The organism is Bacillus sp. TSO22 (genome assembly GCF_020223595.1).
Taxonomy (GTDB): domain Bacteria; phylum Bacillota; class Bacilli; order Bacillales; family Bacillaceae; genus Bacillus; species Bacillus inaquosorum.
The window spans coordinates 652,451-675,908 of the sequence record NZ_JAHAWO010000004.1 but is presented as its reverse complement, the minus strand read 5'-3'; the positions used below and the strand labels follow the sequence as shown (position 1 = coordinate 675,908).

Genomic DNA, 23,458 nt, shown 5'->3' with positions numbered 1-23,458 from the left:
ATTGTATGGATAGAACAAAAAAAAAGACTTGTTTCCAAGTCTTTTTTACGAAATTTTCATTGCGTAATTGTATTTATCGAGCTGATCAATGCTTTTGTTAATGTTTCGTAATGAATCTGTTGTTTCTTTAATATCAAGTTCGAGTCGGAATAACAATTGTTTTACTTCTTCAAGTTTCTTTTCCATCGTTTCCACACTCCTTTTTTTGAAAGATCAATGAATTGTGTATGGTGAACGAGTCCTAGGTATTTGATCTGTTACTAATAGTGTATCTGCTTTTGGCTTATTTTTCACCGAAAAGTATACAAAAAAGTCCTGCGTGACACCGCAAATATCAATAGGTCCTTGTGCTCAAAGGGATCACAATGAGAACGGGACTATATTTCTATGCAGAGGAGCGTTTCTTTCCCCTGAAATTGAGAAAGATTCTTAATTCCCTTGATTTTAACGTGTTTCGCATTTTCACTAATCAAGACTATAGTCCTTCATACCGTATTTTCAAAATTAAATATGCGATTCTTGGCGTATCCTGACCGACAAACACCGAAAAGACCGCAACGCTAAAGTTGTGGCCTTTTCGCTTTGTCATATTCGGCTATTTGAGATCTATACATATAGAAACATCCTTTTGTGTGAGGTGCTCCCATGAGATATCATTATCCTTGGTTTTACGCCTATCCGTATGAGAGTCGCCGCCCGCCTGCTCCCGCTGTCCAAACAGATACCTTTATCCGTTCAGCGAGAGAGGCCGCAGGGCTGTTCGCCGATGCCCAGCTCGTTTTAGGCCGCATTGCGGGCTCGCGGGAGCTCTCGCGCCGCATCCTGACCGCAGCCGAGCAGTCAGATAAACAAACTGTAAAGCGCCTGATCAAACAAATGGGCGTCCTGCATGAAGTGGATGCGGTCTTTAATCCCGACGGCATCTACATCAGCCTCATCGGGACGCAAAGCCGAATGATTCTTGCTTTGCGGTGGTCAGAAGACCGCAATCACTTTGCGTCCATAAGCTTATGACACCACTCCAGAGCCTCAAGATAACATTCATACGCTTCTTCTTTGTCCAGTTCTTTACCTAATTCTGTGCAGGTGTCCCAGTTGTTGCTTTCAATTAATTTCACAAGCTCAAGCATTTGGTAGTAGTCGTTTTGATGGCCTAATAACGCTTGCCCGACTTCATCTTTTAAAGGCAATTCTTGAATAATATCCTCTATTTCTCTGTGCAGCAGGGTGTCTATGAGAGAAAACATTCCGATCAGCATATAAGAAGCAGGCTGCGGCCGGGCTGTTTTTCTCGCCAGCAGTTCACAAAGCTTTGCTCTCATCAAAGAAATCTTAATGATTTCGTGCTTGCTGGAATTCCCTTTTCTGCTTAAATCCTTAAAGGAAAGAATGTATATCCACCGTTTGATTTCATTAAACCCAAGCAGCATAATGGCCTGTTGAATGCTTTCAATTTTCTGGCTCAGTCGGCTGTGGGATGAGTTTAAAAATTTTAAGATTTGATAGGACAGTGATAAATCCCGCTCTATGTACTCTGTCACACGTTTTATGTTAGGCTGTTCTTTGCTCAATTCGTTAAGCAGTTCATAATAAGAATAGAAATGAGTTGACAGATCATGCCCGCTGATAATGCGCGGCTCGCTGAAAAAGTAGCCCTGGAATAATTGAAATCCGTCTTGGGCTGCCTGTTTATATTCTTTTCGGGTCTCTACTTTTTCCGCTAAAAAAATCAAACCGCTGCAGCCGTAGGTTTGCAAAATTTTTCTGCGTTCCATTCGTGTTGTTTTGAGAAAATCAATTTTCAATATATCAATATAGCTCATGAGCTTTTCCAGTAAGTCTTCATTTTGCGGATTTATGGCATAAAAATCATCGAGCGCCAGCATATACCCCATTTTTTTCAGCTCTCTGCATCTTGAGATGAGGGCCGGCGTGATCGGTATATCTTCAAGGATCTCAATGACAAGCTGTTTCGGATTGAAGGAGGTGGGAAGATTCGAGAACATCAGGCTTTCCGTAAAATTAACAAAACAGCGTTTCCCTTCCGTCAGCTTCTCAATACCGATGTTTAAAAAGCTGTTGATCACCAAATCTGTTGTTGCCTGATCGCCGTCTTTAGCGCTATACACATTCTCTTCACTCTCTCTATACAGCAGTTCATAAGCAACAACCTGTTCTTTTCTATTAAAAATAGGCTGTCTTGCAACAAACACCCTCATTGGTTTATCCCCCTTACAATGCGCGCGGCTTTCACCCCTAAGTATATCAAATAATTTGACGAAAATTGTCTAAACATGAAAAATAATATATACACAAAGAAAAACTGGCCTCTTCGCGAACGAATGGCCAGTTTTCTTTATTCTTCTTCAAGCTCTTCATCAAGTCTGCTTTTCACTTCGTGGATCCGCTGCATTTTATTGCTCCAGCAGTCCTCGCTTAAATCAACCGGATATTCCTCCGGCTTGCTGATTCTCTTATATTCCTCCCACAGCAGGCTGAGGTTATCCTGCACATACTGCTGTATGTCTGAGATCTCAGGGTTTTGATAGCAAAGAATACCCTTTTCAAAAATCAGCTCATGAAGATCCTTCGCATAAAAATTCGTGACAAATTTGCTGATGAATGTATGAACCGGGTGGAACATTCTGAGCCGCTTCTGATCATTCACCTGCTCATCATAAAGCGCAATATAGTCGCCTTCAGAATGATGATTGGACTGATTGATAATGCGGTACACTTTCTTTCTGCCCGGTGTCGTCACTTTTTCAGGATTGGACGAAATTTTAATCGTGTCGACCATTTTTCCGTCTTCTTCAATGGCAACAAGCTTGTAAACCGCGCCGAGAGCCGGCTGGTCATAGGCTGTAATCAGCTTCGTACCGACACCCCAGACATCAATGCGCGCTCCCTGAGCCTTTAAATTCATAATGGTATGCTCATCCAAATCACTTGAAGCAATGACTTTCGCGTCTGTAAACCCTGCTTCATCAAGCATTTTCCGGGCTTTTTTTGACAGGTACGCCAAATCGCCGCTGTCCAGGCGGATGCCAATGAAGTTGATGCGGTCTCCGAATTCCTTAGCAACTCTAATCGCATTCGGCATGCCTGAACGAAGCGTGTCATACGTGTCGACTAAGAAGACGCAATCCTTATGCGTTTCCGCGTATTTTTTGAAAGCTGTATATTCATCGCGGTAAGCCTGCACAAGCGCATGCGCATGCGTGCCGGATACCGGGATATTAAAGCGCTTTCCAGCTCTTACATTGCTTGTTGCGCTGAAGCCGCCAATTAAAGCTGCTCTCGCTCCCCACATGGCCGCATCCATTTCATGCGCCCGTCTTGTGCCAAATTCAAGTGCGACTTCATCGCCGATGACGCCTTTAATCCGGGCAGCCTTTGTTGCGATTAATGTTTGGTAGTTCACAATGTTGAGCAAAGCCGTTTCAATCAGCTGTGCTTCTACCAAGGGGGCCTCCACCCTCATAATCGGTTCATTGTTAAAGACGAGCTCTCCTTCTTTCATGGAGTAAAGAGAACCTGTAAAAGATAAACCGCGCAAATATTCAATAAAATCTTCATGATACCCGAGCTCATCCTGTAAATAATTCAGGTCGCTATCCGTAAACTTGAAATTTTCCAAGTATTCGATTGCTTTTTCCAAGCCCGCAAAAACCGCATAGCCATTTTCAAACGGAAGCCTTCTGAAAAAAAGCTCAAAAATCGCTTTCTTTTCATGAATGCCGTCTCTCCAGTAAGTTTCTGCCATGTTGATTTGATAAAGGTCTGTATGTAATGACAGGCTGTCATCTTTAAATCCGTACTCTAACACTGTTTTTCCCCTTCCTTACTCTGCCACTTGCGCTCCGATGCTGTTTGCAAAATGGGAAAGAGCCCATGCGTGCCCCTCCTGATTAAAGCTGGCAACAGCCTGTTTATGCACAACAATCCGGAAACCTTTGTTGTATGCGTCAACCGCTGTATGCAACACACAAATATCTGTGCAGACGCCGGCAAGATGCAGCTCGCCAATCTGCCGCTCTCTGAGTTTGAGCTCTAAATCAGTACCCGCAAAAGCAGAATATCTCGTTTTTTCCATGTAGTAAACATTTGGTTCATGTTCATGTTTCTGATATAGAGGCAAAAGTTTTCCGTACAGATCTTTTCCTTCCGTGCCTTTTATATTATGCGGAGGAAAAAGACGGGTTTCAGGGTGATATTGATCCCCTTCATCATGAGAATCTACTGCTAATACGACGTAATCACCGTTTGTGATGAATTCTTCGGTCAAATTGACGATCGCCTCTTCAATCATTCTGCCGGGCTCCCCGCAGGTCAATTTTCCGTCACTCGCCACAAAATCATTCGTATAATCAATACAAATAAGTGCTTTTTTCATAGCCGGCCTCCCCGCCATCAGTATGAGAACATTATATCTTATCTCCAGTTGTAAGTGAATTGCCATGAACAAAAAGACAAACGATCCGTTTGTCTCTTAAGGTTTCAGCACTGACCGGTTAAAAATGTCGTCCTGAACATATATCAATTCACGATTCATAGCGATATCAGCCGCAATTACAAGGCCTAAAGGCGTATGAAACTGAAGATCAGATACGATCTTGAAGTTCACTCCGTTCCGGTTCGCCATTTGGATATAGGGAGAGTAAGACTGGTACTGAAGCTCTCCATTAATCAAAAGAGTGATGTTTTTGCTGTTTTTGAGTGCGTGTTCCGCTTCTTCATACGGTTTGCTTCTGAGCACCTGTCCTTTCGTCAGTGCCAAAAGGACTCTTTCCCTTAATGAGCCTAAAAACAAATGGCGCTCGTCTGGCTTTGTCTCCAAGGGCCCATACATTCCTTGCTGCAAATAGAGATCCATTTTATCATCACTCAAAAGCTCGTCCTCCCGTCTTGTTTGTCTTCATTATCACCTGATCAGGCAGGAGCTAAACTTTCAATGGCCGTTTACATTTCTGTTACCCAATGAATGATTTTTTTGGCCAGCTCACCAGCCGGGTCTTCCTCTGTATGCCGGCGCAAAGAAGCTTCCAGCCGTTCAGGCAGAGATGCTTTATCTTCTTCATAAGAAATGATCGTGCTCCACTCCAGCTGCGGAACCGCTACAAGCGTGCGCAGTTCTTTTCTGTTTTCATGCAGATACACGTCCGTGATCATTCCGGTTTCCGTATTGATATTCGCTTTTCTGATTTTCATAACATAACCTCACTATTCAAAGACTAACCATATTATACAATAAAAAAAGCAACAGCCTCTCCGAAAAGGCTGTTACCCGTTAAACGACACTGTTTCATCAATGATATCGGCATCTTTGAGGATGGTTTTACTGTGTTCATTATTGATCTTTATATAATCACCTAATTGAAACGCACCCGATCCCGCTCCGGTGTGATCAACGCTTTTCGGCGAAATCGCAAACACATCTCCAAAGCTGGCCGCTGCATCACCTGATATAGACATAATATAAATCGGACCTACAATCGCAGGCATTTCCCCACCTCCGCATTGACTTACAGCATCATATGCAAAGAGGCGCAAATGGTGCCCGCCTATTCAGCGGGCTTTGCGTTTTCTTCAAGGCGTGACCGCTGACGCAGTTTGATTAAGCGGACAATATTCAGGAAGAATGCCTTCACTACCGCGTAGACCGGCACTGCTAAAATCATGCCGAGAATTCCGCCGAAGCTTCCGGCTCCGATCAACAGCAAAATAATCGTAAGCGGGTGCGTATTCAGCCGCTTTCCGATCACGAGAGGAGACAGCAGGTTCCCGTCAAGCTGCTGAACGACGACGACTACAATAATCGCAAACAGCGCTTTGGCCGGCGAATCCATAAAACCGACAATGACAGCCGGCGCAGCACCGAGAAAAGGCCCGACATAAGGAATGATATTGGTAATCGCCATGACAATCCCAAGAATCAGGGCATACGGCAGCCCGGCTATTAAGTAGCCGATAAAACACGCTGTTCCGACAAAAAGACAGATTAACAGCTGCCCCTGAAAATAAGCCGCAAGCGTATCGGATAAATCTTTAAAAATCTTCAAGCCTTCTGTCCGATATGAAGCCGGAAGAATTTTCACTGCCAAGTTCGGAAAGCGGTGTCCGTCTTTCAACATATAAAAAAGGATAAATGGAACAGTGATAATAACAAGCGTGATGTTTGTCACGACGCCAAACACCGCAGATAAACTGGACGTGATATTTTGCGGCAGGTTTTGGAGAAAGCTTGTCAACGACTGTTCAATTTTTGATATCGATACATAATCCTGATTCATCATCCAGGTAAACCATTGGGAATGGGACAAATCTTTTGTCAGCGCCTGAATCTGTTTTATATAATCAGGAAGATTGTTAAACAGCCCGGTAACCTGCGATGTAATAACAGGTCCGACCGACGCTGAAACGAAGGCAAGCAAACCGATAAAGAGTAAGTAGATCAATAGAATGGATAATGTCCGCGGAATTTTTTTCTCAAGCAGGCGGACGACCGGATTAAAAATGAAATACAAAATTCCCGCAATCAGCATCGGGAAAAACAGTGTCGAGATAAAAACAATAAACGGCTGAAATACAAATGAAACTTTTGTTGCTACGTAAATAATCAGCAAAACAAATAAAATCTGCAATGTCCAAAAATGGACTTTTGATTTCAACAAGCTTTGTTCCTCCTAGTTTTTCTTTATGTGTCAGATAAAAGGACTTATACCCCATCATTGTAACAAAAATGAACTCATATCAGAACTCTTAATATGATGAAAGGAGTGTTGGTGATGCAGGCTGTGACATACGATAAAGATTCCGGACTGGTTTATATCCACCTTCTTCATCCGAAAGAGAGCAGGAATGTACGGTCAGAGGAGCTTAAAGTCAATGATTGTATCCTGCTGGATATCGGCCAAAACGGCAAAATCGCCGGATTCGAATGTTTTGGTGAGGCAGCACTGCTCTGTGCCCCGTTTGCCGGGAAATCACGGCTATATGTAAAAGATGCAGACGGCTATCACTTTCGTGTTCGTCAACAGGCTTCAGTCCGTTCCAGCTATACAGTGTACGGTGTCACTTTTTGTTTTTCAGATGGCGGCTACCAGGAATTTGCCGGTTTTGACCTTGACGAATCGATGTATTACAGTGCGTTTTTGCAGCGCTTAACTGAAAAATAGGACGTCCCGATGTACGCCTATTTTTCATGCGCAAGCACTGTTAAACCCGCTCACTGTAATCTGGCGTGACGGAAATCATGTGCTGGATTCTAATCAAACAAACAGCATTTCGGGCTCCTTCAATTGTGATATGGTCAGGGTTGACATCGATCAGTCTGCCTCTGACCGTATCTCGTACTGTCTGTATAACGAACCTTGAGCCGATGAGCTTTTTAATGGTCTGATAGACATAAGGATCGACTAAAGAGACCAGTTGCGGGCTACCTTGGTTGACCATACTTCAATCCCCTTTTTATGTTTTATCTCAGCTTATGCCGCAATTATGGATAATGACACAGGCTTCCCTGATAAAACGAGGGGTGCGGGGATTTTAGGAGAATATGTTTGGAAGCGGGTGTAAAGGAAATGGTGATGAAGCGGAGACAGCGTAGAAAGCTGGCGCTGTTCCGTGTAAAAAGCGGGACTTATACTTGCTTTATCATAGATGCCTGGGCTTGGTCGATTAATTGGTCCAGCTTTTCTATTTTTTGACGTGCAGTTGAAGGATCAATTTGACGGTAATGATGGTGGCCGCCCGGCTCTTCATCAAGTTCGTCCGCTTTTTTGACAATCTGCTGCAGCGTGTTTTTATCTAATTCACCTTCAGGCAAATAGGAATCGGTATGAAGCAAAATGGCAAGGGCAATTTCTTTTGCCGCTTTCGGTTCCTCGCCAAGCCGAATCAGAAGCTTATGCGCCCGTTCCGCCCCTTTGATGGCATGGATGTCATTTCGTTTGTATTTCTCATAATCCCACTCACCGTCCGTATACCATTCATAATGGCCGATGTCATGCAGCAGCGCCGCTTTTGCAGCTAAATCAGGGTTGATGCCAGCCTTTACAGACAGCCTGTATGCATGATAAGCGCAAGCAATCGCATGTGCTACGCCTGAGCGCTGCATATATTTTTGTGCAATTGGATGGGTGAAAACATCCATTAATGTAACCTTTCTCATGGAAACCCCTCCTTTAGATATTTTTAGAATCCTAACATAATTTGCAGAGAAACTCAATTCTTATGTCACATCATTTTATCTTCTTATCATCATTGTTATACCCTAAAAGCAGAGTTTCAGTCAGTATATGCGGCTGTTCAACAAAGTGCGCGGACTGTTGCCTTTTTATAAAAAAAAGAGCAGAAAATCTCTGCTCTACAAAAACTCTTTTATATCATAAATGCGGCCGTTTTCCGCGCCTGTTTCTAATAAAGAAAGCAGCGTATCGGCAATAAAGGCCGGACTGCGAAGGCTTCCTGTTTCATTTAATTTCCGGAATCGTTCAATGTCATGGAAATCCTTTTTCGATGAAGAACGGATGACGGCTTGCATCTCAGTGTCCATAACACCCGGTGAGAAAGAAATCATGTTCACCGGCAGTTCTTCATCCTCCTGTTCAAATCCGAAAGTCCTCGTAAACATGTCAAGCCCTGCTTTTGAGCTGCAATACGCGCTCCATCCCTTGTATGGGTTTTTGGCGGCGCCTGACGTAATGTTGACAACCGTTTTTTTGCCGCTGTATGAAGCAAACCGTCTTGTAAACAGCTGACTCAAAAGCACGGGCGCTGTCAGGTTCAGCTGATAATGGCGCTGCAGTTCATCAAGAGACGCTTCGCCGGCGCGTTTGATCGGTGTTACCATTCCAGCGTTATTGATCAGGGTAATAGCTGAATAACGATCTGGATTGATGGATGAAAGCAATGATTCAAATTGCTGTTCAGCTTCTTCGAGATTGATAAGGTCTATTTGATGCTGCGTCAGTTTTTCATGTGAGACATCAGCTTTTGTCCTGGATAAGGCATGGACTTCATGGCCCTTCTCTAAAGCCTGCAATGCGATGGCTTCACCCAGTCCTTTTGACGCTCCGGTAATGATATAAAGTTCCATTGGAAACCTCCTCCTTCCGTTCCTATTGTACGTACCGCTTTTACTCAACACAAGCACGGGAGCCTATGCCTTTTTGTTCTCCTGCGCTGTGACTTTTGGGATGAGGAACACAATGCCTGCTATTCCGAGCAGGATCAGCACGACATAGATAATCGGAAGCAGCAGAGAAGATGTTTCTTGTTCTTCTTCTGTTTCCGTGGATGATGCCTTTGTGATTGGTTTTTCAGCAAAGGTAATCCCAAGCTGTTTCGATTGAGCCGCAATCGTGTTGGATTCCTCGGCATTTGTTGATGTAAACAAATCTTTTAACAGCTCTGCATCCTTATCCTCCGGCTTATCAAAGGTGATATCCTTCTGTTCTTCAGGCAGTTCTGTTTTTTCTTCATAGTAGGTATCTTCATGCAAATAATTCGTATCGATTTCAATGTCTTTTTTCTCATATTGGTTTGGCGCGACATCTGTATTTTCTTCGGTTTCGGCAGCGGCGGCAGAGGGTATGAAAAGGGAAAAGGAGAGCATACAAATCATGATCCCCTTTTCCATGCTGCGATTACGCTTCATACGTTTCATCGCTTTCTGCTGTTTTTTCTGCCATCAGCCGGATAATAAGCGGCAGAGCCGCGGCAATCACCGTAATGATCAGCAGAACCGATATTCCCATTGCAAACAAATGCCCAGTACCATACTGGATGTCGATATATACTTTCGATACCGGATCTTCAAATGTAAAGTTCGGCATAATCAAATCAATAAGCGGTGCGACGTAGAATAGAATCATTGCTGCCGAAGCCACCCATCCAGGGATCGATCCGAATCTGAATGCCGCACGGATGAAGGCCGAGCTTGCGACCAGCAGTAGAATCGTAAACACTGACCACTTAATCGTTTGATCGTCCGGCAATGAATAAATATTCAAACCGAACAAGCTGATCATCAATCCGACAAGGATATTCAGAATTCCAAATAGCGCTCCTTTGACGAGAAGCGGCGCGTTTTGGTAATACGAGCTGAAATAGCCGATTAACAGACTGCTGATCAACACAATGACAAGGATGACAACCGGCGGCACCGTTTGAGTTTTTTCTTCCGGAACCTCTCCGCTGATCTTAAGCGGATTCGCCAAGTAATCATATACATAGCCGTTGTTTTGCCCGTCTACTAATGTATTTCCCAATATGCCGTATACGTCATTGCGCACGAGTTTCGTTGAGGCGACATTTTTCCCCCAGTTGTTGTTTAAGGTGTCAGCTTTCGTCTGTACATCATTGACGCTTTGCTGCATGTTGGTTGTATAATCGATAATGCCTGACTGGCGGTCAGATAATGAACCCATCATGTCTGACATTTGCAGCACTTCCTGGCCGACCGTATCTTGGACACTCAGCGCCATTGTGCCAGACAGCCCGTCGTTACTGAACGTCGCAGATTCCTGTGTTGCGCCCGTTACTAGCTGTTCTGACGCTTTTGCGGCACTTTCAGAGATTTTCGTCAGCTCATCGAGAACACCTGCTTGAGAGTCACGGATAAAACCGCTGTATTCGTCCGCAAATTTGGTCATGCCGTCGATAAAGCTGTTAATGTCTTCATCAGTTTGCATCGTGTTGTTTTTGAGAGCTTCCCAGCTGGATGATTCTTCAGGTGAGAGAGCCAGTACGGATTTGACGTTGCCTTGCTGACCGTCAATGGCATTGGTTTTTGCAATGCTGTCGATAGTTCCGGATAATACAGAGTCATAAACAGATAAATATTTATAGTATCTCATTAAAGCGGAGATGCTTTCTGTATTAATTTCTCCCGGGAATTGAAGCTGATCTTTATTTTCAAGCTCGCGAATCGCGCTGTAAATCCCTTCGAACTCCCTCTTCCGTTTCGCTTCAAGATTTTCAAGTTTACCTTCTAGCTTCTTTACTTGGTCTTTCAAGTCATCAATTTCATCATTAAGACCATCCATTTGTTCTTTTAGTTCTTCTAATTTCTTTTTCAGCTCTTCATTATGGGCAGTTTCTTTTTCTTTGAGCTCTTCTTCAATTTGCTTGATTCGCTCAGACGCTTTGCTGAGCTGTTCTTTTGCTTTTGCGATATCAGAAATCTCATCGTTTCCTGTTTGATCTTCGTCCTCAGGCTGAGTCGTGCCGCCGTCGCCTCCGGTATCTCCTGAATCGCCGGTTCCGTCTTCATTTGCCAGCTGGATAAATTGAAGGGCAGAATCTGATGAAGCGGTCTGTTCAGCAGATGTGCCTGTTTCGGTTTGTCCGCTGTCTGACTCACCATTAGAGGCATCTCCGTTCTGCTCCTGACCGTCTGTTCCCTGCTGCTGGTCTTGATCCTGAGTATTGCCGTCCGTTTGTCCGTCATTCCCGGTATCACTGCTGTTATCATCGTTTCCGGTGTCTCCCTGTGAATCATCGGGATTTGTGTTGCTTCCGTCATCAGGATTTTCCGGGTTGTCAGTGGACGGTTCGTCTGTTCCAGGATTTTCAGTTCCAGGGTTCTCTGGCGTCGGCTCCTCTTTTTCAGGCTCCTTTAGATTGTCCGAAATGTCCTGAATATCAGCGGCGATGTTTTTCAGTTCTTCACGCTGTTTTTCAAGATCAATTTTCAGTTCTTCAGGATCTTCTTCCTTCGGATCTTTATCTTCATCATCTGAACCATCATCTCCATCAGGCTGCGGATCGCCTTTCGCAACAGTAAGCGCTGCGCGAGACTCAACAAGGAGTCCGTATACTTGGTTTAATGCAGCCTGCCTTGATGTTGCCTGATATTGATCGATTAAATCACTTTGGATTTTTGCCATGCCAAGTTCCTGCTGAGGCACCTGGCCTTCCCTGATTTGCTGTGCGGCTGCCAGAACTGTGCTGGTTTGCCCAAGCTGTGTTTTCACTTGACTGATCCCTGTTGACAGTCCGCTCATGCGTTCGCTGAACTGATTCGCCTTTTGCTGAGCTTGGATGGCATCCAAACCTGTGTGGATTTGCTGCTGTGTTGAATCCTGGGCTGCCAAAAGCAGTTTTTTCTGATTTTCTTGATATTCTTTGTATCTTTCAACTGTATCAATGAAATCTTTCAGCGTGTTTTTGGCTTCCTCCGCTGTTGAAGCTTTTTCTTTTGTCGTGCCCTGCGCTTCATTCATTGATTTCTTCAGCTCATCGATTAAGTCTTTTTGCTGTTTGATTTCACCTGCTAAATCATTAGAGCTTGGTTTGTAAAAGTTGTACATGACATTCTGGAATTCAGATTCTTTATTGACAATTTTGTCAAATTCTCCTCTGATGTTGTCCACTTTTTGCGAAACAAAGTTCCAGTATAAGGCCGACATTTTTTTGTTCATTGTCTTTTGGGCATCCTCAAGCTCACGCTGAACTTTTTCTTTGTTGACCGCATTCAGGTTATCTTGAATGCTGAATTCGAGCGTTGCTTTTCGAGGATGATCTTTGTCATAGCTCAAAATGTTTTTTGAGAAATCTGAGGGAATGTAGACGATCGCATCGTATTTCTTTGACGCGAGACCAGTCTCGGCCGCGCTTCGGTTTACGACCGTCCACGAATAATCGGGACGTTCACCCAGAACGGCCGCTACTTCCTTGCCGAAATGGGCGGATTTGTCCTCTTCATCAGACTTCACCTCATCACTCAATACGCCTGTGTCTTCATTCACCACCGCGATTTGCCGCGTGGAATTGACTGCTTTTTTCGTCGGATCGTCTCCGATAAAGCGGAAAAACAAAACCGGCAGCAGCAAAATGATGATGACGGCGGATATTAACTTGATCAAGCTTTTTCGTTGTTCTGTCATCTAGCACTCTCCCTTTCAGCAGAACATAAAGGAATTTGAACTTTTTGCTCCTTCCCGTTTTCCACAACATATCCGAAGCCCGGCTGAATCTCAGGCTCCTGTCTTTGGTACGGGAGAGGAATGACATTTTGCTCAGATTTTTTCATCAGCAGAATCGCGTGGCGAATTTGCTTCATCTCTGTCGTCAAGGAGTCATAGCCTTTTGAGAATTCGCTGTGGTTTCCGCCCGGGATAAAGCTGAAGCCAAGATGCGCGTATGATTTCATGAAGTTTGCCAGACGGTCTTGTATTCTCGTATCAATCGTCTGCTGGAATCTCGTAATCCCGTCAATCATCAGCACCACTTGTGAGAATCGCAGATTTTGCGCATCTCCCTGGCGGACGGCTTCTACATACATGGCTTCTCTTGTTTTAAAAATATCTTCTGCTGTTTCGATCCACTGCTCAATATCTTCTTTCGTTTCCAAATATGAGACGTCTGATTCCTTCGCATATTGGGACAAGCCGCGGTCAATCGAGTCAAACAGGCCGATCATTTCGGTTTCATCATCAATCAGATGTTCAAGCATTACTTTTAAGACGTTTGTTTTCCCGCGCTGGGTCTGGCCTAAAATCAGGCAGTGCTTATGCTTGCCCAAATCAAAATAGACTGGGCTGACTGTTTCTTCATGAAGCCCGATCGGTACAGATAAAGGCTTGCGTTCCAGCTTGAAGCGGAGAGAAAATTCTCTTGTCGACAGGCTCTCAGGCAGCATCGGAATCGGTGCCGGCAGGTCCATTGAAGCAAAGCGCTCCTGAAGATGCTGAACGTCTGATTTCAGTCCGTTGAACATGCTGATATCATCGTCCGCGTCAACAGGCAGGAACATTTGCGCGAAATAAAGCTCTTCCTTTTGAATGATGACGCGCCCCGGAATCGGTTCAAGATTGAACTTCGGCCGTCCGTAAATGGAATATCCCTCAGATTGATCCATGAGATAATGGACAACCTTTGTTTTCAGATTATTTAACAATGACTGGCGGACCGCATTCACACGCGTTGCTGTCAGCATGAAGTAGATACCCAAGCTCTGTCCGTCTCTGGAAAGCTGGACAAATTCCGATTCAAGCTCATGCATCTCATCCTTGACGATGTCAAAGTTGTCAATGGTGATGAAAATGAACGGAAGCTCTTCCTCGCTCAGCGCATTGTACATTTTGATGTGGCTGATTTCTTTTTCCCTGAACAGACGTTTACGGCGGTCAATTTCTTCTTTGATTCGAATCATGAACTTTTCAATTTTTCTTGACTGGTCCATCAGGAAGTAGTCCGCTGTATGAGGCAGCTTCGCTAATGGCAGAAGCGTTCCGTTTCCGAAATCAAAGATATAGACATGAAGTTCTTCTGGTGTGTATACGTCCGCAAAGCTCATCAGGAACGTTGCAGCTGCAATCGATTTTCCGTAGCCGGAAGAGCCGAATATGCCGATATTTCCGTCTTCCATCATCTTATAAGCAATCGGTGCCTGTCTTTGCAGATCAGGTTCGTCGACATACGCGAAGTGGAAATGGTCTTTTTCTTCTGAAGGAAAAAGAGTGCGCGGGATACGTTCCGCAAGCGGCGGCAGCCAAGGGCTTGGCAGCTTCTCGATTCCCATTTCATCTTGGATGCGTTCAATTTCGTCAACTACTGCTTCGATTTCTGTTTGAACGTCTTTTTTCGCGATATCTTCGGTATCAACTTCGGAAAGCGGGATCAGACCCGTATCCGTGACGATCGCGATTTCATCCTCTGTTCCGTAGACTTCCTCTAAGTAAGGCGCACCGCTCCAGGCTGATTGAAACAGCTCATACACTTCATTGTTGCCGACCTGCAAATACCCGCGTCCTGTCACGGTAATGTTTGCGGCATCGCTGTTTTTCAAAATTTCTTTACTGTCGGTGGCATCCTGAACCTTCAGCGCTACTTTAAAGCGCGAGTTGCTCCAAATCTGGTCGTCAATGATGCCGCCCGGCTTCTGTGTCGCCAAAATCAAATGAACGCCGAGGCTTCGCCCGATACGCGCGGCACTGACAAGCTCTCTGATAAAATCCGGCTCCTCGCTTTTCAGCTCGGCGAATTCATCAGAAATTAAGAACAAGTGAGGCATCGCCACTTCTGCTTTCCCCTGCTTGTACAGCTTTGTATAGTCATTGATGTGATTGACTTGATACTGGTCAAACAGGCGTTGCCTTTTTTTCAGCTCACTTTTAATGGAAGCAAGCGCACGCATACTGAAGTTTTTGCTGCCTTCAATATTTGTGATCGTGCCGAGCAGATGAGGAATGTTGCGAAACGGCTGTGCCATCCCTCCGCCCTTATAGTCAATTAATAAGAAAGCCGCTTCATGCGGGTGAAAATGCACCGCAAGTGACAAAATGTAGGTCTGGAGAAATTCACTTTTCCCTGACCCCGTTGTCCCTGCAAGCAACCCGTGCGGACCGTGGGCTTTTTCGTGAAGGTTCAGATACACAATGTCATCTTTTCCTTTATAGCCGATCGGCACTGACAGTGACTTCGCCGATTCACTCGTCAGCCATCTTTGCTGAATGCCGATTTCCTTTACTTCCTTCGCATGAAAAAGCTCCAGGAACGATACCGTTTCCGGAATGGAGTTCGTAATGCCGACCTGGTGATTCAGCGTCCGCAGCGTGCGTGAAAACCGTTCGTTGTCCCCGCGCTGATGATAATCCAGGCGGAACGGAATTCTTACCGCTTTTTTCTTTTGTATTAAAATGTCGCCTTCATGCTCATTGATGTAGCGGACAAGAGTCGTAATGTTTTCCGACAAGCTTTCCTTTGTTTCCGCAGCGACAATTGTAGAGATACCCAGATGCTCATGCTGTCCTTCTAAATATTCGAGAATGACGTGCTCTGAGATCAGCTGCTGATTCGTAATGACAAATACAAAATGCGGTTTGAACTGCAGTTTTTCTTTGTCATCTTCGAGATCGCGCTCTCTGATCAATTCGTAAAGTGAAGACAGGAGCTGATCTCGGGTTTGCTCATTATAAATAAATCCTTTCGCATAAATATGTGGCATTTGAAATTGCGGCAGCCACTTCATCCACTCCCAGTCTTTATACTCTTCTTCATGAAAAATAAAAACGAAACGCAAATCGTGATAGCTGTTGAAGAACGACAGCTGTCCGATCAGCTGGTGAATCTCATTTTTCACAATTTGCGATTTACCGACAAGCCCCATCGGACCTTCCGCCAAATCAACTGTAACCGGCGCATTGCGAATGTCCTTATAGACACGCTGCATGTGCTGGGATTTCTCCATGAGGTCATCGATATCACGATTGGCCAAGTCCCCGCCACTCATATTGATTTCATAGCTTGAAGGGACTGTTCCCGTCCCCAACCGCAGCTGGAGATAATCCTTGCTTTCAAGCGATTTTTCCCAGATCCGGTCACTGATTTCACTTGTTAAGTATTTCATTTGTTCAAATGAAGGAAAATGAAATTCAAGAACCTGCTTTTGCTTTTCAGCAAGCGCCTGAAGCTCTTTCCGCTTATTGTCTAAGTATAGCTTATACACGCGCTCCCGCTTTTCCTCACGTTTTTTCCGCTGGTTTTTATCCCGGAAATATTGCACCGTCGAGGTAATGAGGGTCATCATAAACATCGCCAGAGAAACAAGTATGAATATACCGCGCGGCTGAATGATGGCGACAACGCCCATCACGATCAGCATCACAAGCGGAGGCAGAATGACGAGCCACAGCCCTCTATTGGTTTGATCGCTCTCCTGAGAGGGGAAACTGAAAGAAACGCGGTCATCCGGCAGGTCGTACACCATTCGCGGCGTTCTTCTGTACTGCGGATATTTTTTCTGCATCTCTGTGCTCGGTTTGACCGTTTCTGTTAATGCCGTTTCAAACGGGGCAAAACGAACAATTTCTAAAAGATCTTGTTCCGTCACTCTCATTTGCGTAAAGTTCCAGAAAATTTCATCCCCCGGCTGGAGCGGTGTATTGTCGATGATCTTCTCTCCGTTCAAGAAGATCGTCCCGCTTTCAGGACGAACCGACCAGCTTCCGCCGACAAGAAGCAAAGAGAACGTGCTTTGTTCTGCAAAAGCAAACTCTTGCGGATTCAGATAAATATCTGCATTTGTCTTTTCTGAAGAGCATATGATTTCATCCCGATTCCCCGTAAAATAAACGGATTTATGAGGCTCACTGCCCGTCAATATCAAGCGTATATCCTGCTGATCCGTTTGGAGAGAAAATGATGTATCCGGCTCAATCGTGCCGAGACAATCATTTCCCAGGAAAACTTCGTATGGGCCGCCGGATTCCTTTCTTTGAAGGGAAATCACTCCGCTTTCAAACGGAATGGTGCCGATCGTAACGGAATCCTTCACATCAGGTCCTATGGTCACCGGATGGGACGACGGGAGGTCAGTCAGTTTCAGTTTTTGAACGTTATTTTGGTAAAAAACCCATAATAGACTCAAATGGCGAACCTCCTAACGGCCGAATAGCAGCATGCGATGACCTGCGCTTCATGTATCACGTTATTTGTCATCTTTTTTCTCATCTTTCTTTTCTGTTTCTTTTTCTTTCTTCGCTTGTTCTTCTTTTTTCGCTTTTTCCTCGGCTGCGGCTTTTTCTTCTGCCGCTTTCTCTTCAGCTTGTTGTTTTTCTTCGTCTGTTTGTTCTTCGGCTGTATCGACTAAAGACGTGTCAGTATTAGACTGTCCTTGATTGTCTTCATGTTCCTTTTTTGCTTTTTCAAGCTCACTATTTACTGAATCAAGTTCTTTTTGTATTTCTTCATCATTTGTGTCTTCAGATAAAAGCTGCTGTTTATATTTAGCAAGGCCAAAATAAATATAATCATTGTACTCAAGTTTACGGCCAATACTGATAGCTTCTTTGTAATTCCCTCGGCCATAATCAATCCAATACAAGAAATGCTGAGGGTCTGATTGCAGAGTGACTAAATTATTTTCAATATTTTTCGTTTTTGCACTCCCTAGATTTTCAACCTCAACATAAGACGTCGCCAGCTGATACTGCACCGATTCAGGCAGGCTTTCCGCATCGTATTTAGACAGTGTGCTGATAACCTCACTGTACTGCTTGTTTAGGAAAGCGCGGTTGCTGTCCACTATCGCCTGGTGCTTTGGCTGTGCGAAAAATAAAGCGTACATCGAATAAATAAGGGCCGGCACCAGCAAAACAATGAGCCCCAGGCCGATATATCGCTGGATGTTCCACTTTTTTCTCGGGATATGTATGTATGTTTTCGCTTTGGCTTCGAGCTCATCGATATGGGTTTGAATCAGCTCGAGCAGGTCATCATAGGTCGCCGCATCCAATATCGCCTTAGCCTCTGCGGAGAACGTCAGCGTATCATTGAATTTCAGGTAGTCTTCAAATGCAAACGCGCCGTCAACTGCCAAAGCTGCTGCCGCTTTCAGCTCCCGCCACACTCTTTCCTCATCACGCTCGTAAGGAGGAATGCTTTCTTTTACTCCATAATGGAGAAAATAAGGCGTTAGGCCTTTATCGAATACAATATTTTCAGGAGCGACAATCAAATTCAGCCTCGACAGATTGTGCTGCTGTACAGCTTGAACAAGCTGATAGGCAAACTGCCATTTGCTTTTTTTATCTTTAGCTTTCATTAAGCGGAATGCTTTATAGGAGGGAGGAGGTTGGATTGTGATGATTACTTCATCATCCGTCACATCGATCTCTTTATGAAAAAATGGATTTACATCTTTGATCACGTTGGCTTCGAGACCGTCCAGAAGCTTTATTTTTTCCCGCTGAAAGGTAAATGTATAGCCGGCATCTGTTTTCTCGGCAACGGCTTCTAATTGGTTTTCTAAATATGATTTTTGTTTATCCGACATTCAACCAGATCCTTTCATAATATTTCAAGCCGGTCTCCGTTTGTAATGCCGCAATCAGACAGCTTGCATTCTCCGGAAAACACCGTATCCTTATTAACCACTCTGATCCAGTGCCCTTCGCGCGGAGGTATAGCTACGCTTTGAGCCTGCCAAGCAATATCAATTACTTTTTTCACCGGGTGGTAATCTGACAATCTGAGATCAAAGACACTGCCGTTATAATGTTTCAAATCTATTGTAATATCAATATACATTTTAGGATCACCCTTACATAGAAAGAGCGCCGTCTTCTCGTGAATCAGGCGCTCCTTCCCTTTCATACTGTTATCCGCGGATTTGATTTGCGATGTCTTGGTCAGTAGACTCAAGTGTATTTGCTGTTTGATCAAGCTGCTGATTCACATCTTGAAGCAAATCTGACATTTTGATAAATGAAGGTTTGAGCTGCTCGTATTGATCTGCGAACGCTTCGCTTGAAGCACCTTCCCACATGCTTTTCAAATCAGAGATCATTCGGTTTAAACGATCAACCTGATTCAATACTTCTTGGCTTTCAACGCCGTATTGCTTCGCCATCGCTCTTAGCTCTTCGGGTGTGACACGAATTAATCCTGCCATATTCCTCATTACCTCCTGTGCCATCAGCCTAAATATGGGCTAATTCACTTATTTTTAGAACGTCATTATTATAAAAACAGTTTTTCGGTACAGTCAAACAAATATGTTTTAATTTTACAAAATGAGTCCAATGGTTTATCCCAAATCACTTAAAAATTACATAAATTGTCAAATAGGTAGGTTCATTTTCTCAATCTTCTCTTCATCCTCCGAATAATCCAAAAGACCCAAATGATTCTCCAACTCCCAAAAAAAACCTTTCAGAAAATTTGATGCTAGAGCACCATTTCTGAAAGGTTCAGTTTTTTCTTTCCTTAATCAGTCTCGCCCCCGATGACTTTCTAGAAGAATAATAGGATAAGCTTTCGTATCATATAAGGCATACAACTGTACTGCAAGACGTTTCTCTCAGTATGCCATGTAATTGTTTTTTTGGCTTCCGCTCTTTGTTGTTGATTTTCACAAACAACAACAATCATAATAAAAGGAAGGGGATGAGATGTCAAAGAGAAATCAAGCATGAAAAGTAGGGAGATTTATGACCATGCCGAATGATCCGTTTAAATACAGTTTTGACAGACTTGAAGATGTGGCTGATCATATCAGCGACGTTCTGCGTTGCCCGATTACTATAGAGGATTTCAACCACAAGCTGCTTGCCTACAGCACACACAGCGACTGCACAGATCCTGCCCGAACGTCTACAATCATTGGCAGAAGAGTACCGGAGAAGGTCATTAACAAGTTGTGGAAAGACGGGACGATTCCAGCTCTTTTAAAAACGGACCAGCCGATCAGAGTAAAGCAAATAGATGAAGTCGGACTAAGCAATCGCGTTGCAATTTCCATTTGGAAAAACAACCAAGTGCTTGGCTTCATATGGGCGCTTGAGATCCAAAAAACATTGTCTGACGATGATCTGATGACACTGCAAATGGCGGCTAAAGCAGTGAGAAACAAGCTTCTCAAACTCCAAATCAGAAAAACGAAAAATGAAGAACGCAGCCAAGAGTTTTTCTGGAAAATGCTGACTGGACACATTTATCAGGAGCAAGACATGGCGGATGGGTTCCACAAGCTTGGAATGGTCGCCCCTTCTGAGTTTTCCGTTATGATCATCCGGATAAACGGCGAGCTGACTGAAAAAATCGAACAGCAGCTGCAATATTTGCAGGAAACAACCCAGCAGGTTCATGTTCTGCTGACAACAGTAGATTCCAATGAACTCATTATTTTAACCGCTCCTAAAACAGATCACCCTTTTCAAGATTTAAAGCAGTTTGCTTTCAGTACGCAAAAACAGCTGAAGGAACGTTATAAAATAGAAGACGTTTCGATCGCTTTTGGCGGAATATACAATAATATTTCTTTTGTCTCCCGCTCCTATCAGGAAGCATTATCCGTCTTAAAAGCCAAGGAACGGTTCGCAGAAGAGACAAAACATCTTTTCAGTTTTTCTGAGCTAGGCATTTATCAATACTTGGATGTCCTAGATGAAAAACGGAAACAGACGGGATATTTTAATTATTCGCTTTCCAAACTGGAACAGTATGACCGCGATCACCAGTCTAATATGGTAGAAACGCTAGAGCGTTTTATTGAAGCAGACAGCAACGTGAATACCGCTTCCAAGGTTTTGAATATACACGTTAATACGTTGAATTACCGTCTCAAGCGCATCAGCCAGATCGCTGAAATCGATTTAAAAAATGTGAATCAAAAATTCACCATCTATTTAGATATCAAGCTTCGGCACATGGATTTGTGAAATTTCACAAATCCATGTTTTTTTATTTTCTTATTCAAACAAAGAATTTTCCAAAAAATCAAGCTACACTAAAAACATCACAGATACAGGAGGAGACAGATATGATCATAGGGGTTCCTAAAGAGATAAAAAACAATGAAAACCGCGTCGCACTAACACCTGGGGGCGTTTCTCAGCTCGTTTCAAACGGCCACCGGGTACTGGTTGAAACAGGCGCGGGCCTTGGAAGCGGATTTGAAAATGAAGCCTATGAATCAGCAGGAGCGGAAATCATTGCTGATCCAAAACAGGTCTGGGACGCCGAAATGGTCATGAAGGTCAAAGAACCGCTGCCGGAAGAATATGTCTACTTCCGCGAAGGGCTTGTGCTGTTTACGTACCTTCATTTAGCAGCTGAGCCTGAGCTTGCACAGGCCTTGAAGGATAAAGGGGTTACGGCCATCGCCTATGAAACGGTTAGTGACGGCCGGACATTGCCGCTTCTGACGCCAATGTCCGAGGTTGCAGGCAGAATGGCAGCGCAAATCGGAGCTCAATTCTTAGAGAAACCTAAAGGCGGAAAAGGCATTCTGCTTGCCGGAGTGCCTGGCGTTTCCCGCGGAAAAGTAACGATTATCGGGGGAGGCGTTGTCGGCACAAACGCGGCCAAAATGGCTGTCGGCCTCGGTGCAGATGTGACCATCATCGACTTAAACGCAGACCGCCTGCGCCAGCTTGATGACATCTTCGGCCATCAGATTAAAACGCTAATTTCTAATCCGGTCAATATCGCAGATGCTGTGGCAGAAGCGGATCTTCTCATTTGCGCGGTATTAATTCCGGGTGCTAAAGCTCCGACTCTTGTCACTGAGGAAATGGTAAAACACATGAAACCAGGTTCAGTGATTGTCGATGTTGCGATCGATCAAGGCGGCATTGTCGAAACTGTCGACCATATTACGACCCATGATCAGCCGACATATGAAAAACACGGTGTTGTCCACTACGCTGTAGCAAACATGCCGGGTGCTGTCCCTCGTACATCAACAATCGCCCTGACTAACGTTACTGTTCCATACGCGCTGCAAATCGCTAACAAAGGGGCAGCAAAAGCGCTAACAGACAATGCGGCACTGAGAGCTGGTTTAAACACAGCAAACGGACACGTGACCTATGAGGCTGTGGCAAAGGATTTAGGATATGAGTATGTGCCTGCCGAGAAAGCTTTACAGGATGAGTCATCTGTGGCAGGTGCTTAATTCACATTGAGCTTGCAGAAAGATTTCTGCAGGCTTTTTTTATCTTTTAAAAGGAAAAAAGAGACCATTTCACGAACTAAAACTATGAAGTTGATCATAAAGGAGGATTCATATGGCTGTTCAGCAATATGGCGTGTTAAAAGGCATTGTCTTAGACATGAAGCGTGAAACCGATGATGACAGTCCTCATTTCCAAGTCAAAGTGCTCGGTGAAGAGAATACGTATTACAGGTGCGCCATCAATGTGATGTCCAGTTCTGAGGAATCTGAAGTATTGTATTTGGCTGACGATCAGTTTGATTCAAGCTCGATTACCATCCTTCCGAACATGCCGTATGGATATACAAGGATCAATGAGGCAAACCGTGAAGTGGCGCTGGATTATGTGCGGGGCAATTTGTTTGACCCCCGGGAAATGAAGCCCTTGCCGCATGAAATCACGGGGCCAGATAATGATTTAAATGATTTTATTGAAACGTATATGAAGAAAGCGAAAGACGAGAAAGCGCCGGTTTATATATTCGGTTCAAAATTTGGGCCGGAACAGGCTCCGGATAAAATATTCGGTTTTACTCCGACCAACGGCATGCACAATATCCATATGAATCAAGGGAATGCAATGGATACCCGCTGGAAAAAAGACAACGGCTCTTGGCATGACGGAGGCATTCTGATTCAATTTGCCGACGATCAGTGGGCCGCTGTGTTTTTAGCGTTTTTATCCCAATCGTGGTGTACAGATGAAAATGGAAACCCGGTCAGAGACTGTGATCATACCCAAACGTCTGCATAAGATAGAAAAAGAGACTGCGGCTGCAGTCTCTTTTTTATGCGTTTACACATTTTCAACAGGCTTTAAGCTGTTTGGCCTCATATCGCTCCAATGCGATTGGATATAGTCCAGACAAGCTTCACGCCCTTTTTGCTCATGAACGACTGTCCAGCCGCTCGGCACATCTATAAAACCGGGCCATAGGGAATACTGGCCCTCTTCATTGATCAGCACCAAATATGTGCCATCCGCATTTTCAAAAGGATTTGCCATCTATT

Annotated in this window: 24 protein-coding genes; 6 read left to right on the top strand and 18 right to left on the bottom strand. The window is 44.3% G+C overall.

Annotation, left to right across the window (positions count from 1 at the left end; translation table 11 throughout):
- Positions 1-45 precede the first annotated feature (45 nt).
- On the bottom strand, positions 46-186 hold the full coding sequence (gene degQ / locus KHQ79_RS08365; protein ID WP_003220708.1) for a degradation enzyme regulation protein DegQ: 141 nt from the start codon (positions 184-186) through the stop codon (positions 46-48).
- 179 nt (positions 187-365) lie between these two features.
- Between degQ and KHQ79_RS08360 the strand changes: the two genes are divergently transcribed.
- Positions 366-533, top strand: coding sequence for a hypothetical protein (locus KHQ79_RS08360; RefSeq protein WP_225514792.1), 168 nt, complete (start codon positions 366-368; stop codon positions 531-533).
- Positions 534-645: 112 nt separating this feature from the next.
- Positions 646-1,014 carry a YuzC family spore coat inner layer protein gene (locus tag KHQ79_RS08355; protein WP_225514790.1) on the top strand — a complete coding sequence of 123 codons (369 nt, stop codon included), beginning with the start codon at positions 646-648 and terminating at the stop codon, positions 1,012-1,014.
- On the opposite strand, the gene pdeH is transcribed toward KHQ79_RS08355, so the two are convergent.
- From pdeH to KHQ79_RS08320, 7 genes are all read right to left on the bottom strand, one after another.
- Complete coding sequence (gene pdeH, locus KHQ79_RS08350) at positions 990-2,219, bottom strand: cyclic di-GMP phosphodiesterase (protein ID WP_060399390.1); 1,230 nt, start codon at positions 2,217-2,219, stop codon at positions 990-992. The two genes, KHQ79_RS08355 and pdeH, sit on opposite strands and share 25 nt — an antisense overlap.
- Positions 2,220-2,356: 137 nt before the next feature.
- Complete coding sequence (locus KHQ79_RS08345) at positions 2,357-3,829, bottom strand: nicotinate phosphoribosyltransferase (protein WP_225514789.1); 1,473 nt, start codon at positions 3,827-3,829, stop codon at positions 2,357-2,359.
- A gap of 15 nt (positions 3,830-3,844) precedes the next feature.
- Positions 3,845-4,396, bottom strand: a complete 552-nt coding sequence (locus KHQ79_RS08340; RefSeq protein ID WP_014477836.1) for a cysteine hydrolase family protein — start codon at positions 4,394-4,396, stop codon at positions 3,845-3,847.
- Positions 4,397-4,492: 96 nt separating this feature from the next.
- Positions 4,493-4,891 (bottom strand): YueI family protein, encoded by a 399-nt coding sequence (locus KHQ79_RS08335; protein ID WP_019259337.1) that lies wholly within the window; start codon positions 4,889-4,891, stop codon positions 4,493-4,495.
- A 71-nt stretch (positions 4,892-4,962) separates the two neighbouring features.
- Positions 4,963-5,211, bottom strand: coding sequence for a YueH family protein (locus KHQ79_RS08330; RefSeq protein ID WP_084991310.1), 249 nt, complete (start codon positions 5,209-5,211; stop codon positions 4,963-4,965).
- Positions 5,212-5,283: 72 nt separating this feature from the next.
- A complete protein-coding gene (locus tag KHQ79_RS08325) occupies positions 5,284-5,505 on the bottom strand; it encodes a spore germination protein (protein WP_003241034.1) in 222 nt (73 codons plus the stop codon).
- Positions 5,506-5,564: 59 nt separating this feature from the next.
- Positions 5,565-6,674 carry an AI-2E family transporter gene (locus tag KHQ79_RS08320; RefSeq protein ID WP_003241032.1) on the bottom strand — a complete coding sequence of 370 codons (1,110 nt, stop codon included), beginning with the start codon at positions 6,672-6,674 and terminating at the stop codon, positions 5,565-5,567.
- 114 nt (positions 6,675-6,788) lie between these two features.
- Here KHQ79_RS08320 and KHQ79_RS08315 point away from each other — a divergent pair, with 114 nt between their 5' ends.
- Entirely contained in the window at positions 6,789-7,178 is a 390-nt protein-coding gene (locus KHQ79_RS08315; protein WP_225514787.1) for a DUF2283 domain-containing protein, read from the top strand.
- Between the two features lie 40 nt (positions 7,179-7,218).
- Here the strand turns inward: KHQ79_RS08315 and KHQ79_RS08310 are convergent, their stop codons facing one another.
- The 9 genes from KHQ79_RS08310 to KHQ79_RS08270 all read right to left on the bottom strand — a co-directional run bounded on the left by KHQ79_RS08310 (position 7,219) and on the right by KHQ79_RS08270 (position 19,402).
- Positions 7,219-7,455 carry a YuzF family protein gene (locus tag KHQ79_RS08310; protein ID WP_019259340.1) on the bottom strand — a complete coding sequence of 79 codons (237 nt, stop codon included), beginning with the start codon at positions 7,453-7,455 and terminating at the stop codon, positions 7,219-7,221.
- Positions 7,456-7,642: 187 nt separating this feature from the next.
- Positions 7,643-8,173, bottom strand: a complete 531-nt coding sequence (locus tag KHQ79_RS08305; RefSeq protein ID WP_019259341.1) for an HD domain-containing protein — start codon at positions 8,171-8,173, stop codon at positions 7,643-7,645.
- A gap of 195 nt (positions 8,174-8,368) precedes the next feature.
- The gene (locus KHQ79_RS08300) at positions 8,369-9,100 is read right to left on the bottom strand and encodes a (S)-benzoin forming benzil reductase (RefSeq protein ID WP_225514785.1); all 732 of its coding nucleotides are present in this window, start codon (positions 9,098-9,100) and stop codon (positions 8,369-8,371) included.
- Positions 9,101-9,163: 63 nt separating this feature from the next.
- Positions 9,164-9,619 carry a type VII secretion protein EssA gene (essA, locus tag KHQ79_RS08295; RefSeq protein ID WP_080030893.1) on the bottom strand — a complete coding sequence of 152 codons (456 nt, stop codon included), beginning with the start codon at positions 9,617-9,619 and terminating at the stop codon, positions 9,164-9,166.
- 31 nt (positions 9,620-9,650) lie between these two features.
- Entirely contained in the window at positions 9,651-12,893 is a 3,243-nt protein-coding gene (gene esaA, locus KHQ79_RS08290; RefSeq protein ID WP_225514783.1) for a type VII secretion protein EsaA, read from the bottom strand.
- Positions 12,890-17,377, bottom strand: coding sequence for a type VII secretion protein EssC (gene essC, locus KHQ79_RS08285; protein ID WP_225514781.1), 4,488 nt, complete (start codon positions 17,375-17,377; stop codon positions 12,890-12,892). Before essC ends, esaA begins: the two co-directional genes overlap by 4 nt.
- 60 nt (positions 17,378-17,437) lie before the next feature.
- The gene (essB, locus tag KHQ79_RS08280; protein ID WP_225514779.1) at positions 17,438-18,784 is read right to left on the bottom strand and encodes a type VII secretion protein EssB; all 1,347 of its coding nucleotides are present in this window, start codon (positions 18,782-18,784) and stop codon (positions 17,438-17,440) included.
- A gap of 14 nt (positions 18,785-18,798) precedes the next feature.
- Positions 18,799-19,038, bottom strand: a complete 240-nt coding sequence (gene yukD / locus KHQ79_RS08275; protein WP_010329928.1) for an ESX secretion system protein YukD — start codon at positions 19,036-19,038, stop codon at positions 18,799-18,801.
- Positions 19,039-19,108: 70 nt separating this feature from the next.
- On the bottom strand, positions 19,109-19,402 hold the full coding sequence (locus KHQ79_RS08270; protein WP_003220661.1) for a WXG100 family type VII secretion target: 294 nt from the start codon (positions 19,400-19,402) through the stop codon (positions 19,109-19,111).
- Between the two features lie 538 nt (positions 19,403-19,940).
- Here KHQ79_RS08270 and adeR point away from each other — a divergent pair.
- From adeR to KHQ79_RS08255, 3 genes are all read left to right on the top strand, one after another.
- Complete coding sequence (gene adeR, locus KHQ79_RS08265) at positions 19,941-21,170, top strand: sporulation transcriptional activator AdeR (protein WP_225514777.1); 1,230 nt, start codon at positions 19,941-19,943, stop codon at positions 21,168-21,170.
- 101 nt (positions 21,171-21,271) lie between these two features.
- Positions 21,272-22,408 (top strand): alanine dehydrogenase, encoded by a 1,137-nt coding sequence (gene ald / locus KHQ79_RS08260; protein ID WP_225514775.1) that lies wholly within the window; start codon positions 21,272-21,274, stop codon positions 22,406-22,408.
- A 112-nt stretch (positions 22,409-22,520) separates the two neighbouring features.
- Positions 22,521-23,201 (top strand): YukJ family protein, encoded by a 681-nt coding sequence (locus KHQ79_RS08255; RefSeq protein ID WP_133486183.1) that lies wholly within the window; start codon positions 22,521-22,523, stop codon positions 23,199-23,201.
- A 42-nt stretch (positions 23,202-23,243) separates the two neighbouring features.
- On the opposite strand, the gene KHQ79_RS08250 is transcribed toward KHQ79_RS08255, so the two are convergent.
- The gene (locus tag KHQ79_RS08250) at positions 23,244-23,453 is read right to left on the bottom strand and encodes an MbtH family protein (protein ID WP_014115006.1); all 210 of its coding nucleotides are present in this window, start codon (positions 23,451-23,453) and stop codon (positions 23,244-23,246) included.
- Positions 23,454-23,458 lie beyond the last annotated feature (5 nt).